Consider the following 13,078-nt stretch of genomic DNA (forward strand, 5'->3'; position numbering starts at 1 on the left):
CCGAGAGTGACCGTTATCCCGACGAACCCTGGGCGGCGCGTGCGACCATGGAGAAGTCGACGCTCTACGCCCGATGACGCTGACCGGAGGCCGTGGCGATGGACAACCGGGCGAACACAGCGCACCCGCGGGTCGTGGTCGAGACCGACCACGGCCGGGCGAGCTACGGCGCGGGCAAGGCCGTCCGCATCGGCCGGGATCCGCAAATGGAGATCACGATCGTCGATCCCGTGGTGTCGCGCGAGCATGCACGGCTCACCTGGGACAAGGGATGGCAGCTCGTCGACTCCGACAGCAAGAACGGGATCTTCGTCGACGGGGAGCGCAGAGAAAAGGTTCCCGTCACGAACCCCGTCCTCGTCCGGCTGGGCGACGCGGCCGAGGGGCCGGTCGTGCGGATCTCGGTCGAAGATCCGGACGCGACGCGACAGGACGTGGGCGGTCGATGGGACGAGTCGACGATCGAGGTGGGGGCCTCGAGCGCCCCGCCCCCGACACCGCACGCGGCGGTCCCGACGGGATCGCTCACGGTGGGACGGTCACCCGACAACGACATCGTCGTCCGGGACGTGCTTGCCTCACGCCACCACGCGATCGTCCACAACGTGCCGTCCGGCCTCGAGATCGACGACCTGGGGAGCGTCAACGGCACGTTCGTCGGCGGCGCCCGGGTGTCGCGAGCGCAGCTGACCGAAGGTGACGTCGTCACGATCGGCAACACCGATCTCATCGTGAAGGAGGCCCGGCTCATTCCGCGGCAGGCGGTGACTCCGACCGCGGGCGGGCTGCGGGTGGACGGCGTGGGGCTCACCATCGAGGGCGGGCGGCGGCTGCTCGAGGACGTCACGTTCAGGGCCCAGCCGGGGAGTCTCACCGCGGTGATCGGCCCCTCCGGCGCGGGAAAGACCACGGTGGCCACCATCATCTCCGGTTCGGAACGCCCCACGGAAGGTGTGGTCGAGTTCGAGGGACGCAGTGTGCACGCCGAATACCAGGTGCTCCGCTCCCGCATCGGGATGGTTCCCCAGGACGACGTCGTGCACCGGCAGCTGACCATCCGGCAGGCGCTCGGCTACGCCGCCGAGCTGAGGCTGCCGCCGGACACCACCCGGGCCGACCGTGAAGAGGTGATCGCGACGGTCCTCGACGAACTGCAATTGTCCGAACACGCCGACACGAGGGTCGACCGGCTGTCCGGCGGACAACGCAAACGCGCGTCCGTCGCAATGGAGTTGCTCACCGGCCCGTCCCTGCTCATCCTCGACGAACCGACCTCGGGTCTCGACCCCGCGCTCGACCGGCAGATCATGGCGACGTTGCGCCGCCTCGCCGATTCGGGCCGCGTCATCGTCATCGTCACGCATTCGCTGTCGTATCTCGAGATGTGCGATCAGGTGCTGCTCCTCGCACCGGGCGGCAAGACCGCCTACGTGGGCCCGCCGGACCGGGTCGGGGCCGCGCTGGGCAGCACCGACTGGGCCGACATCTTCGCCCGCGTCGTGGCCGACCCCGACGGAGCGTTCGCCGAGTACCGCGCCACCCGCCCCGCCGTGGAGGTGCCACCACCGAGCCCGCCCGGACCTCTCGGCAGTCCCGCGCACACGTCGCGGCGCAAGCAGCTGAGTACCGTCGTCCGCCGCCAGGCGCGGCTGATCCGAGCCGACCGGGGCTACCTGATCTTCCTGTCCCTTCTGCCGTTCGTGCTCGGCGGCCTGGCCGTGCTCGTGCCCGGCGACACCGGGTTCGGTCCGTCGGGCCTCGACGAATCCGGCGAACTCACCCAGATCCTGGTCGTGCTGATCCTCGGCGCCGCGTTCATGGGTTGCTCACTGACCATCCGCGATCTGGTCGGCGAGCGCATGATCTATCAACGCGAACGTGCCGCCGGGCTGCTGCCGTCCGCCTACTTGACGGCGAAGATCGTCGTATTCTGCGCCGCCGCGATCGTGCAGTCGGTGATCATGGTGCTGATCGTCTTCGTGGGCAAGGGTTTTCCGGGCCGGGGCAGCGTGATTCCCTCCGGTTCCGTCGAATTGATCGTGGACATCGCCGTCACCACCTGCTCGTGCGTCCTGGTCGGATTGGCGTTGTCGTCGGTGGCCCGCTCGAACGAGCAGGTGATGCCGATGCTGGTGGTCACGATCATGGTGCAGCTGGTGATGTGCGGAGGTTTGATCACGATCACCGGACGCGCCGTGCTCGAACAGGTGTCGTGGCTCTTCCCGTCCCGCTGGGGATTCGCGGCCGCCGCCTCGACGGTGGACCTGCGCACGAACGCCACGGGCACCGAGCCCGATACGCTCTGGCAGCACGCCGCATCGTGGTGGCTGCTCAACATCGCCATGCTGGTGCTCATCAGTTGCGTGCTCGCGGTCGTCACCTACAGCCGGCTCCGGCTGCGCCGTCCCCGCCGGCGCTGATCCGGCTGGTGCAATTGTCTACTCGTCGCCTCCACCCTCCGGTGCCCCGACGTCGAAGACACTCATCAGCTGTGACAAGGTGCGGTAATAGCCGACCAGGACCACGAGTTCGAGCAGTGCCGAGTGACCGAGGCGGGCTTCGAATCGACGGAACTCCTCGTCTCCGAGGGTGTTGGCGCCCTCGAGCAGATGCCGGCAGACGAGGTACGCAGCCTGTTCGGTGGCGTCTTCAGAACCGAACTCGCCACTCCGAAGTGCCGTCAGCTCTTCGTCGCTCAGCCCGTCGGCGCGTCCGACCCGTTCGTGCGCGTAGCGTTCGAATTCGCACTCCGTTGCGGCCGCGACCGCGAGTATCGCGATTTCTCTGATCCGGGCGGTCATCGCCGTCCGATACCGCACCGCACTCCCGAGTTCCTGCAGCGCAGAGCCGAGTCCGGGCACGTGCAGCATCAACCCGAACGGCCCGTTGAGCCTGCCCTGGTCGTCGTGAAGCGCGAACAGCTGGTGCCCCTGTGCGCGCGGGCCCGTCACGATGCTGTCGTACAACGCCTTCTGCTCGACGTCCAGCTCGGCGGGAGTCAGGGACGCGATCCGTGAATCTGTCATGGAATTACCATCTTTCAACGATGTCGGCCCGGGGAGGCGCGATGACGAGACAGAGTATGACGCGCCGGGGCCTGTTGTCCTCCGCCGACACCGAATATCACCCCGAACTGAAGCTATTCGCCCGATGGATTCCCTCCATATAGAACTGCCGATTCCCGAATACTCCCTGATCCGCCACCCTTGAGCCACGGGCCACATCGCCGAGTGGACCCGCGACCAGGCGAAGAGGTGACGTCAACGTGAGAACCCCGGTCGGGCAGCCCGCCCGATACGAGATCCAATCCTGCCCCGACATCGAGTTCGGGCGTCCCGGCGGGCACGTCCTCCGAGTCGATCTGACTCTGCCGATCGACGTTGCCGCCCCCGCCGTCGTCCTCTACCTGCACGGCGGTGGTTGGATGATCGGGTCGCGCAAGAGTCATGCCGCGCGGGCGGAGCGGCTCGCGCGGCACGGATTTGCCGTCGCGAGCATCGACTACCGCCCCTCCACCGCGGCTCCCCTCCCCGCCCAGATCATCGACATCGCGACCGCGCTCGAGTGGCTGAAAGGTCCCGGGCAAGCCTTCGGGGTCGACGCGACTCGTGTCGCTCTCTGGGGAGCGTCGGCGGGCGCCCATCTCGCGCTTCTGGCCACCACCGGTGCAGCGATCCCTCGGGCACCGCACGATCTGCCCGGTCCACCCGTGCAGGCCGTTGTCGGCTACTTCGGATGTTACGACCTCACCTCCCGGGGCGACCTCGACCGTCCGGACGCGGGCTCGCCGATACCGCACGAGATCCTCGAGCAGGACTGGCCGGCGGGGGTCCCCGCACCGCCGTCGTCTCGCTACCTGAGGGCCCGGTTGCTGGGGGTCGACGAGTCGACGGTGAGCGATCGTGAACTCGCCGCCATCAGCCCATTTGCGAAGGCACACGACATCCACGTGCCGGTCTTCCTGCTCCACGGAACACGCGACTCGGTCACGTCGGTGCAACAGAGCCGGCGGATGGCACAGGAACTTCGACGCCGCGGGGAGACGGTGCGCCTGCACCTGCTCGAGGGTGCCAATCACGAGGACCCCGCGTTCGACACGGAGGCCACGATCGCCGAAGTCGCCGCCTTCCTGCACGAACACCTGGAACGGTCCTGCCACACACCCTCACTTCCCGCCATGCCGTACAACAAGGAGATTGATTCGAAATGACCGCTCGAGTAGTAGTCGTCGGTGGCGGACCGTCAGGTCTGACGGTCGCAACCGAACTGGCCCGGGCCGGGGTGGACGTCGTCGTCCTCGAACGTCGAACACAGCCGGTGCAGTCGCGGGCCGGGACCATTCTGCCGAGAGTTCTCGAGCTACTCGATTCCCGGGGCCTTGCGCAGACGTTCATCGACAGGGCCGCGACCATTCGCTCCAACCCACTGATTCCCGTTCATATCTGGGCCGGGATGCAACCCGTGGAATGGCGCCACCTCGAATCGAGGTTCGGGTTTCGGCTGGTTCTTCCCCAGAATCACACCGAGGAACTGTTGCTCGAGGAAGCGCTCCGTCTCGGAGTCGTCGTCAAGCACGGCGTGACTGTCGAATCCGTCGTCCAGCAGTCCACCGCCGTGACCGTGACCGCGGCGGCCGAGGACGGACCCGTGAGCCTGTCGGCCGACTATCTGGTCGGCGCCGACGGTGGGCGAAGTATCGTGCGGTCGCAGCTCGGTCTCGGTTTCGAGGGACACGGGCCGACATTCACCGGAATCGTGGCAGATCTGAGAATGGACAGGCCCTGGCCCGAAGCACGGCGGATGATCGACAACGACAAGGGCTGGGTCACCTCGTTTCCCTTCGGCGAGAACGAGTCCATCACCCGGTTCAACATCGTGCATGCCGAGCGCAGGCACGCCCCGGCGGCGGAGCCGGTAACGGCCGACGAGGTCCGCCGATGCCTCACCGACGTTCTGGAGAAAGACCTGCCGTTCGACGATCTGGTGTGGGCGTCTCGTTTCACCGATTCGCTCAGAATCGCAACGAAGTTCCAGCAGGGTCGAGTATTCCTCGTCGGTGAATCGGCCCGCATCCACTATCCTGCCAGCGGCGTCGGGATGAACTTCTGCATCCAGGACGCGTTCAACCTCGGTTGGAAACTCGCCGCGGTCATCAACGAACACGCAGGGCCGGCGCTCCTGGCAACCTATGAGGCCGAACGCCGCCCGGTGGCGGAGGCGCTGCTGAGAAGTGTCGCAGCGCAGTGTTCGGTCCAGTTCGACTTCACGCCGGAGGGGGTGGCGTTCAAGCGGATGTTCGAGCGCGAACTGTTGCCCATTCCGGAGGTCAATCGTCGAATCGGACTCGAACTCAACGGGCTGTCCTTCCCCTACCCTGCTGATTCGCGCCAGCATCCGATGGTCGGATACCGCTGTCCTGATCTGGATCTCGTCACCGGGAGCGGTCCGACGAGGATGGGTGAGATGCTGCGCGACCACGCTCTCGTCCTCATCGACGCCACCGGGGCGGGAACCTACGCGGACCTCGCCCTGCAGGGCGCGCCGGTCCGCGCACACAGCGGCCACATCGTTCTCGCACCCAGCGGACTCGAAGACGTCAAGAGCCTGCTGGTCAGGCCCGACGGGTACATCGCCTGGGCCTGCGCCGACGCCCCCGCGCGGGAGGATGCCCAGCTGGCGATCAAGCGGTGTCTCGCCGTCGAATGAGGTGTCCGGGAGGGTCGCATCGGGTGTACCCGAGGCGGCCCTCCCACGCCGAGGTCGGCACTCAGGCGAGTGACTTGGCGAGTTGCGCTCTGAGCCAGCGGTGTTCGGGATCCGCGTTGTACATCGGGTGCCACCACAGCGCATGGTTCAGTGGGGCGAGGGTCAAGGGGAATTCGACCGGCCGAATTCCCATTCCACCGCTCATCCGGGCCGCCAATCGCTCCGGCAGAAGAGCGATACGATCGGTGTGGGCGACGAAATACGGAAGGGCCAGATAGTTTTCGCCGACGACCTGCACGTACGGTTCGACTCCCTGCGCCCTGACCTGATGCAGCGGTGTCGTCGCGGCATGGGGATGCGTCTGAAACACAGCCCACGGGTACTCGGTGAGCTGGTCCAACCGTATTGCGTCCCCGACGTGCTCGTTGTCCTCGGCCACCACGCAGACCCACCGGTCGGAGAAGAGGTCGACCGACGGCAGGTCGCTGACGAAGCCACGGGGCACGACCAGGGCATCGGCGGTGCGGAGACTGTCCGATGCACGATCGACGATCTCCGGTCGCAACTGCACGAAGTTGATGCGCAGGTGCGGAGCCTGCGACAGCAGGTCGCGGGTGATGGTGTCTCCGACAGCGGCGAGCATGTAGTCGGACATGATCAGGGTGAACTCGCGGCTGGACCGTTCGATCTCGATGCCCGGCTCGGCGTCGAGCACTCGATCGACTGCCGAGATCGCCACCGTCGTGCGCTCGACCAGGCTGCGGGCGAGCGGCGTGAGTTGATACGAGTTGCCCACCCGAGCGAGCAGCGGGTCGCCGAAGTACCTCCGAAGCCGCGCGAGCGCGGCACTCATCGCCGGTTGGCTCAGACCGACTTCGATCGCCGCGCGGCTCACGCTTCGCTCGCGCAGGAGCGCGTCCAAGGACACGATGAGGTTGAGGTCCAGCTTGGCGCGATGGCCGGAGATCCGCTGTATCGAGCTCATGGATACAAACTATAAGCGACCCGGCATTCCCAAATAACCGCGGGAAAATGAGACTGAGGGCAGTCAATCTGCCTCTCTCCGAACAGGACACTCATGGACCCGAGTCATGCCCGACCACGCCGCACACTCCTCCGGGGAGCAACGGTCGTCAGCGTCGATCCGGCGATCGGAAACTTCGACCGAGCCGACATCCTGATCAGCGACGATCTGATCGCAGAAATCGACTCGCGGATCGACGTCGGATCGGACGTCGAGGTCGTCGACGTCGACGGAATGATCGCGCTCCCCGGATTCGTCGACACTCACCGCCACACCTGGCAGAGCGTCATGCGGCACGGATACGCCGAACTCGACCCCCTCCAATACTTCGACGACATGCTCAGGGGAATCGGCGCGGCGTACGAACCCGAGGACGTCAGGGTCGGAAACCTCCTCGGCGCGGTTTCGGCGCTGAGCTCCGGGACGACCACCCTCTTCGATTGGTCTCACATCCAGAATTCAGCCGAGCATTCCGACGCTGCGGTCACCGGTCTGCGTGAGGCCGGCATCCGTGCCGTCTTCGGTCACGGATGGCCGCTGCTCGACGACGGGCGGTGGACGGAGAACAGCACGCTCCCCCATCCGGCCGACATCGAACGGCTGCAAAAGGAGCACTTCTCCGACCCGGGCGGACTCGTGACGTTGGCGATGGCGGCCCGGGGCCCCGAGATGGCAGCGCCCGGGGTGTGGCAGGCCGACCTCGCCCTTGCGCGTGACCTGGGCATCCGCACGTCGGTGCATGCCGGTGCGTACGCGCACAACGAACCGGTCCACGCCGTGGCGCAGTACGGCGAGGCGGGCCTGCTCGCCGACGACCTGACATTCGTGCACTGCTGCCGCTCCTCCGACGCCGAACTCGAGATGATCGCCGAGACAGGTGCAACCGTGTCGATCGGCGTGCATTGCGAGCTCAACTCGCAAGGCATCGGCGACATCCCCCTCGACCGCATGCTCGCCGCCGGCGTACGACCGAGCCTCAGCGGGGACACCGAAACCAAATGCAGCGGAGACATGTTCACGCAGATGCGAATGCTCTTCGGCTACCACCGGTCGTGGATGGGGGGTGGTCACAGCTCCGTCGCGGCCGATCAAGCGCAGCTGCTCCTGCACGATGTGCTCGCTTTCGCCACCATCGAGGGGGCGAGAGCGATCGGGCAGGGCGATCGCATCGGCTCACTCACTCCCGGTAAGCAGGCCGACATCATCCTGGTGCGTGCAACGGACCTGAATGTGGCGCCCGTGCTCGATCCGGTGGCGTCCGCGGTTCTCGCCGCCCACGAGGGCAATGTCGATTCCGTGCTTGTCGGGGGACGATTCGTCAAACGCGCCGGAGCAATGATCGGGTGTGACCCGTCCACTCTCGTGAACTCGGCGGCGGCATCACAGCGACGGATTCTGGGGAGACGCGCCGCCCGCTAGGACTCGCGTGGGCGGGACACCCCTCCGAACAGGACGTATTCACCATACAAATTCCCTCCATCACGAGTTACCGCTTCCCGGATAACCCGAGAACAGGAACAGTGATGGTCATCACCACCGCAACAAAGGAGCAAGGCATTGACCATGTCACGCGGGGACGAATTCCGGCGCGGGTGGCCGACTCTGTCAGCGGCCGCCGTGGGTGTCGGCACCGGGGTCTCCGGGCTCGCCATCTACTCGGCGGGTCTGTTCACCAGCGATCTCGGTAGGGAGATCGGCCTCAGCGCTGCGATGTACGGGCTGTCCATCACCTTGCTGACCTTCGGGATGGCACTCGCCGCCCCCGTCGTCGGGTACGCCGTCGACAAGTTCGGAGTCAAGGTGCCGACGATTGCCGGAGCACTATGTCTGGCAACCGGATTCGCCGCACTGGGAACGGTCGTGCACTCCGTGCCGGCCTACATGACAGCGATGGCGTTGATCGGATTCTTCGGTGCGAGTTCCGGACCGATTGCCTTCACCCGAGCAGTGAGCAGCTGGTTCGACCGCGCCAGAGGCCTCGCACTCGGCATCACGATGATGGGAATGGGACTCTCCGGCGCCATCATTCCGGTCGCCATCGGCCGCGTCATCGAACTCGAAGGATGGCGACTCGGCTACCTCACGTTGGCCTGCATCGCGCTTGCCGGAACCCTCCCCACCCTCTTCCTCCTGAAGGTCGCACCCCGAAGCAGAAGTACGCAGGGCACGCCAGGCCGGCCGGCCGACGACGGCGACGACTTCGCCACCATCCGCAGGAACCCCCTCTACTGGCGACTGATTCTCACCTTCGGTCTGATGTCGGTCGCCTTCACCGGCCTCGTCCCGTACCTCGTCCCCATGCTTCGGCAGTACGGGATGAGCGTCGGCGGCGCGGCATCGATCGCTTCGATCATGGGACTCGCGGTCATTCTGAGCCGACTGGTGATCGGACTGCTCATCGACATCCTCCGGCCGACCGCGGTCGCAGCCTCGCTCTGCCTTCTGTGCGCCACCGGCGTCGTGCTGTTCGCAGTCGGCGGAGTCGGATTCGCCCCCGTCCTGGCCTTTACGCTGGGATGCATGCTCGGAGCCGAGCTGGATATGGTGGGCTACTTCACCTCCCGGTACTTCGGACTCGCCGCCTTCGGAAAGGCCTATGCGGGCCCCTACATGGCGTTCGTCCTCGGCGGCGGCATCGCGCCCTTGTGGGTCGGTGCCGTGGTGGACCGAACAGGAAGCTACACCGCAGTCCTCTACGTCGTCGCGGCGCTGACGGTGCTGTGCGCCGTGGCCTTCGTTGCCCTGCCGTCCCCGCGGGGACCGAGGCGGGTCACTCCCGACCCTTCCGAAACGAAGCCCACACCCGCCTCCGTCAACGCAGACCTCTGACCACACACAACAGACAACGCTCCAGGAGAACCTCGTTTCATGCGTATCGCCAACATCGACAACCGTGCAGCCCTTGTCATCGGAGAAGAGGGTTCCGAGCGAGGCGTCGACATCGCCCACGCCTCCCACGGCCGGTTCGAACCCGAACTGCCCGGCGTCTACCAGGCGTGGGCCGACATCACCGGATGGGCGGCCCAACAGGATCTTTCCGCCTTCGCCGACGAGAGCTTCCCGATCGACCGGTCCCTCCTCCGGGCACCGTCGCCGGCTCCCCGGCAGGTGTTCGCCGTCGGCCTGAACTACCACGCGCACGCCGCCGAATCCGGATTCGAATCCCCCACCCACCTGCCGCCGGTGTTCACCAAGTACGCCTCCAGCTTCACCGGCCCCGACACCGACGTCGTGATTCCCGCCGGCGGCAACGTCGACTGGGAGATCGAACTCGTCGCCGTCATCGGCCGCGAAACCAGCGGAATCGACGAGGCCGACGCCTGGTCCCACGTCGCCGGCCTGACCGCCGGCCAGGACATCTCCGAACGGATCACCCAGACCCGCGGTCCCGCACCGCAATTCGGCCTCGGCAAGTCCTACGCCGGGTTCTCCCCACAAGGCCCCTGGCTGGTCACCCCGGACGAGTTCACCAATCCCGACGACCTCGAACTCGGCTGCACCATCGACGGCGAACAAGTCCAGAAAGGCCGCACCCGGGACCTGATCTTCCCCGTCCCGACGCTGATCGCCGCCCTCTCCCGCACCGTCACCCTCTACCCGGGAGACGTGATCTTCACCGGCACCCCCGCCGGCGTCGGTGTCGGCCGCAACCCGCAGCGGTTCCTGCAGGCCGGCGAGAAACTCGACAGCTGGATCGACGGCATCGGTCAGCTGCACCAGCGGTTCGTCGCCCACCCCGACGCGAAGTAGAGGACGCGATCATGCCACTGCACGGACTGGGCAAGGTCACCCTCGGCGTCCCCAACGTCGACGACACCATCGCCTACTACACCGATTTCGGTCTCGGGCACCGCGGGGGCGGGGTGTTCGCCACCCGCAACGGCGGCGACCAACTCGAGATCGTCCACGCGCCCACGCGTCGACTGGTCGAGTTGACGGTCGCCGCCGACGACCCCGACGACATCGCCGCGATCACGGGGCGGCTGAGCGGGCTCGGTGTGGCGATCGACCGGAACGGCACGTCCGTCGGTGCCGTCGAACCGGTCACCGGCACCCGGGTGCGGGTCGCAATCCGGCCCCGGATCGTGATCGAGCCCGCGGTGTTGCCGACGCCGTACAACGGTCCGGGCCGGATCGACCGCTGGGGCCGGGCCCCGTTCCTGACCCGCGCCGAGCCGGTGCGTCCCCGCAAGCTCGGGCACGCGGTGATCGGGTCCACCGATCTCGAGACGACGATGCGGTTCTTCACCAAGGGCCTGGGCTTCCAGGTCAGCGACTACATGGGCGACAAGGCGGCGTTCCTGCGCTGCTCGGTCGAGCATCACAACGTGCTCGTCATGTCCGCACCGGTGAACTTCATGCATCACACCAGTTGGCAGGTCGACGACATCGACGAGGTCGGGCGCGGCGCCCACGCGATGCTCGATGGCAACCCCGAACGCCACATCTGGGGTCTCGGCCGGCACTATGCCGGCGCGAACTTCTTCTGGTACCTCAAGGACCCCGCCGGGAACTTCTCGGAGTACTACTCCGATATGGACACCGTCCCCGAAGACGAACTCTGGAGCCCGGAGGTGCTGCACGGACTTCATGGCCTCTACGCCTGGGGGCCGCCGCCGCCCCCGTCGTTCCTCGAACCGGACGACCTCGCCGCCCTCATGACCGGGGCACACAGCAGCACGGGGTGACGAGCCGGTCGCGGGATTGGGTGCCGGTTAGATCAGTTCGACGACGGTCCCCAGGTCGTGCACATGCTCGGTGTCCGACGGCCCGGGGGCCGGCGCGATGTCGCCGCGTGCCGTGTGTGCCATCGATCGTGCCTCGCCCGCGGCGAAGGCAACCGGTACAGCCACGACGACGGACAGGAGGGCAGCTCCCGCGTCGAACGCCAAGCGCGCGACACCGAAAGCACAGTTCGCCGATTCTCGGATCGTCATCGTCCGCCTTCCTTCATCCCAGTCCACAGGACGTAGCGGACCACTCCTTTTGACTTAACAATTACCCGTTCGACGTTACGAGGGGCCTGCACTACTCGCGAGTACCAAACCGACCAGATCGAATGATTTCGTCGCCGGCCGTCGAATCCGGCGCCGGAGGCAGCGAAAGACAGGCACGTCTCCGGGTAATTCGGCCGGTGCACCCAGACCGCGCGAGGACCACTCTGTAAGCAGCGACACCACACCGAGTGCACGGGAGTAACGACGGCATGAACCCACACACCGGGAACCACGGATATCAGCTGGTTCACACGTTCCGCCCGCCTCCGGTGCGGCCGGGGCGCCAGGCACTGCACGCCGCCGCATCCAGAATCGGAATCCCGTGCACCCTCGGCGCCGGTGACCACCGCGCCTTCGACAGCTCCGGTCTCGTCCAATGGGCCTACAAGCAGGCCGGCATACCGGTTCCGCGCACCACCTACGAGCAACTCCGACACGGGACCGCCGTGGACGCGAGCGACCTGCAGCCCGGTGACGTCGTCCTCTTCTACGGGGGCGGCCACGCGGGGATCTACGCAGGAAACGATATGGTTGTCCACGCACCCGCTCCGGGACGCCCGGTCACGCGAGTAGCCATGAGCTCCATGTCATTTCACGCAGCGCGCCGGTACTGACGGCCGACCAGCCCCCCAGCCGACCCCGACAGCGCGACCGGAGGCGCCGACCACCCGCGGAACCGTGGCTCAGTGAGCGGCGTTGTACGCTTCCTCGATCTCGGCAGGAATACGTCCACGCGTGGACAACTCGTACCCCTGCGACGTCGCCCATTCTCGAATTTCCTTCGCCTGGCTACGCCCCTGAGACGGTGCCACTGCAGGAGTCGGCCGACGCTTCCTTCCACCGACCCGAGTTGCATGTTCGATGTAGTAGTCGAGAGTCTTGTGGAATTCTTTGGCGTTCTTGACCTTCAGATCGATCTCGTAGTCGACGCCGTCGACAGAGAACGGAATGGTCTCCCCCTTACCGTTCTTGATCGGAGTTCCGTCGATGTCGTCGATGCGTTCGACAACAACTTTGCGCGCCACAGTTCCACTCCTTCATCGTCGATAACCCGGGGAACACTACGTCGAAGTATTGTTCACCTGCCAATCCCCGACGGAGTTTTCGAACTGCAAACCCGGGTCCGCCTGATTGGAGCACCTCGCTGTCGGGGTATTCGTCGGACATGACACCGAAGGACGCATCCGGACCGAAGACCACGACCACCGACAGCGGCGCCCCGGGCGCGGACAAGGATGTGATGTCCGATCCGGCCGAGGACGACAAGACTTCGGGCGCCGACTGGAGCGGCGAAGGTGGCGCGACCCCTGAGGGGCCCGCCACCGACACCGACACCGACACCGAGGACTAG

13 protein-coding genes are annotated in these 13,078 nt (G+C 66.4%); 9 read left to right on the plus strand and 4 right to left on the minus strand.

Annotation, left to right across the window (positions count from 1 at the left end; all coding sequences use genetic code 11):
• Positions 1 to 98: 98 nt before the first annotated feature.
• Positions 99 to 2,420 (plus strand): FHA domain-containing protein, encoded by a 2,322-nt coding sequence (locus OYT95_RS12080; RefSeq protein WP_037230455.1) that lies wholly within the window; start codon positions 99 to 101, stop codon positions 2,418 to 2,420.
• Between the two features lie 18 nt (positions 2,421 to 2,438).
• Here OYT95_RS12080 and OYT95_RS12085 read toward each other — a convergent pair whose 3' ends face one another.
• On the minus strand, positions 2,439 to 3,026 hold the full coding sequence (locus OYT95_RS12085) for a carboxymuconolactone decarboxylase family protein (RefSeq protein ID WP_268791550.1): 588 nt from the start codon (positions 3,024 to 3,026) through the stop codon (positions 2,439 to 2,441).
• 239 nt (positions 3,027 to 3,265) lie between these two features.
• Here OYT95_RS12085 and OYT95_RS12090 point away from each other — a divergent pair, with 239 nt between their 5' ends.
• Positions 3,266 to 4,210, plus strand: a complete 945-nt coding sequence (locus OYT95_RS12090; protein ID WP_268791551.1) for an alpha/beta hydrolase — start codon at positions 3,266 to 3,268, stop codon at positions 4,208 to 4,210.
• On the plus strand, positions 4,207 to 5,706 hold the full coding sequence (locus OYT95_RS12095) for an FAD-dependent oxidoreductase (RefSeq protein WP_112301192.1): 1,500 nt from the start codon (positions 4,207 to 4,209) through the stop codon (positions 5,704 to 5,706). Before OYT95_RS12090 ends, OYT95_RS12095 begins: the two co-directional genes overlap by 4 nt.
• 61 nt (positions 5,707 to 5,767) lie before the next feature.
• Here OYT95_RS12095 and OYT95_RS12100 read toward each other — a convergent pair whose 3' ends face one another.
• Entirely contained in the window at positions 5,768 to 6,691 is a 924-nt protein-coding gene (locus tag OYT95_RS12100; protein WP_112301193.1) for a LysR family transcriptional regulator, read from the minus strand.
• Positions 6,692 to 6,784: 93 nt separating this feature from the next.
• Here OYT95_RS12100 and OYT95_RS12105 point away from each other — a divergent pair, with 93 nt between their 5' ends.
• The 4 genes from OYT95_RS12105 to OYT95_RS12120 all read left to right on the plus strand — a co-directional run bounded on the left by OYT95_RS12105 (position 6,785) and on the right by OYT95_RS12120 (position 11,418).
• Complete coding sequence (locus OYT95_RS12105; protein ID WP_112301194.1) at positions 6,785 to 8,149, plus strand: amidohydrolase family protein; 1,365 nt, start codon at positions 6,785 to 6,787, stop codon at positions 8,147 to 8,149.
• A gap of 144 nt (positions 8,150 to 8,293) precedes the next feature.
• Positions 8,294 to 9,559 carry an MFS transporter gene (locus OYT95_RS12110; protein WP_112301195.1) on the plus strand — a complete coding sequence of 422 codons (1,266 nt, stop codon included), beginning with the start codon at positions 8,294 to 8,296 and terminating at the stop codon, positions 9,557 to 9,559.
• 39 nt (positions 9,560 to 9,598) lie between these two features.
• Entirely contained in the window at positions 9,599 to 10,480 is an 882-nt protein-coding gene (locus OYT95_RS12115; RefSeq protein ID WP_112301196.1) for a fumarylacetoacetate hydrolase family protein, read from the plus strand.
• 11 nt (positions 10,481 to 10,491) lie between these two features.
• Entirely contained in the window at positions 10,492 to 11,418 is a 927-nt protein-coding gene (locus tag OYT95_RS12120; RefSeq protein ID WP_112301197.1) for a VOC family protein, read from the plus strand.
• Between the two features lie 27 nt (positions 11,419 to 11,445).
• Here the strand turns inward: OYT95_RS12120 and OYT95_RS12125 are convergent, their stop codons facing one another.
• Entirely contained in the window at positions 11,446 to 11,667 is a 222-nt protein-coding gene (locus OYT95_RS12125) for a hypothetical protein (RefSeq protein WP_037230478.1), read from the minus strand.
• Positions 11,668 to 11,936: 269 nt separating this feature from the next.
• On the opposite strand from OYT95_RS12125, the gene OYT95_RS12130 reads away from it, so the two are divergent.
• Positions 11,937 to 12,341, plus strand: coding sequence for a C40 family peptidase (locus tag OYT95_RS12130; protein WP_037230480.1), 405 nt, complete (start codon positions 11,937 to 11,939; stop codon positions 12,339 to 12,341).
• A gap of 69 nt (positions 12,342 to 12,410) precedes the next feature.
• Here OYT95_RS12130 and OYT95_RS12135 read toward each other — a convergent pair whose 3' ends face one another.
• Positions 12,411 to 12,752, minus strand: a complete 342-nt coding sequence (locus tag OYT95_RS12135) for a histone-like nucleoid-structuring protein Lsr2 (protein ID WP_037230482.1) — start codon at positions 12,750 to 12,752, stop codon at positions 12,411 to 12,413.
• Positions 12,753 to 12,892: 140 nt separating this feature from the next.
• Between OYT95_RS12135 and OYT95_RS12140 the strand changes: the two genes are divergently transcribed.
• Positions 12,893 to 13,078: a hypothetical protein gene (locus OYT95_RS12140; protein ID WP_268791552.1), complete on the plus strand. Its 186-nt coding sequence runs from the start codon at positions 12,893 to 12,895 to the stop codon at positions 13,076 to 13,078.

Source organism: Rhodococcus sp. JS3073 (assembly GCF_026810085.1).
Taxonomy (GTDB): domain Bacteria; phylum Actinomycetota; class Actinomycetes; order Mycobacteriales; family Mycobacteriaceae; genus Rhodococcus_F; species Rhodococcus_F wratislaviensis.

What these genes read in the sequence shown, in the direction of transcription:
- OYT95_RS12080 (WP_037230455.1), top strand. Translation starts at nt 99, where the DNA reads ATGGACAACCGGGCGAACACAGCGCACCCGCGGGTCGTGGTCGAGACC.
- OYT95_RS12085 (WP_268791550.1), bottom strand. Translation starts at nt 3,026, where the DNA reads ATGACAGATTCACGGATCGCGTCCCTGACTCCCGCCGAGCTGGACGTC.
- OYT95_RS12095 (WP_112301192.1), top strand. Translation starts at nt 4,207, where the DNA reads ATGACCGCTCGAGTAGTAGTCGTCGGTGGCGGACCGTCAGGTCTGACG.
- OYT95_RS12100 (WP_112301193.1), bottom strand. Translation starts at nt 6,691, where the DNA reads ATGAGCTCGATACAGCGGATCTCCGGCCATCGCGCCAAGCTGGACCTC.
- OYT95_RS12105 (WP_112301194.1), top strand. Translation starts at nt 6,785, where the DNA reads ATGGACCCGAGTCATGCCCGACCACGCCGCACACTCCTCCGGGGAGCA.
- OYT95_RS12110 (WP_112301195.1), top strand. Translation starts at nt 8,294, where the DNA reads ATGTCACGCGGGGACGAATTCCGGCGCGGGTGGCCGACTCTGTCAGCG.
- OYT95_RS12115 (WP_112301196.1), top strand. Translation starts at nt 9,599, where the DNA reads ATGCGTATCGCCAACATCGACAACCGTGCAGCCCTTGTCATCGGAGAA.
- OYT95_RS12120 (WP_112301197.1), top strand. Translation starts at nt 10,492, where the DNA reads ATGCCACTGCACGGACTGGGCAAGGTCACCCTCGGCGTCCCCAACGTC.
- OYT95_RS12125 (WP_037230478.1), bottom strand. Translation starts at nt 11,667, where the DNA reads ATGACGATCCGAGAATCGGCGAACTGTGCTTTCGGTGTCGCGCGCTTG.
- OYT95_RS12130 (WP_037230480.1), top strand. Translation starts at nt 11,937, where the DNA reads ATGAACCCACACACCGGGAACCACGGATATCAGCTGGTTCACACGTTC.
- OYT95_RS12140 (WP_268791552.1), top strand. Translation starts at nt 12,893, where the DNA reads ATGACACCGAAGGACGCATCCGGACCGAAGACCACGACCACCGACAGC.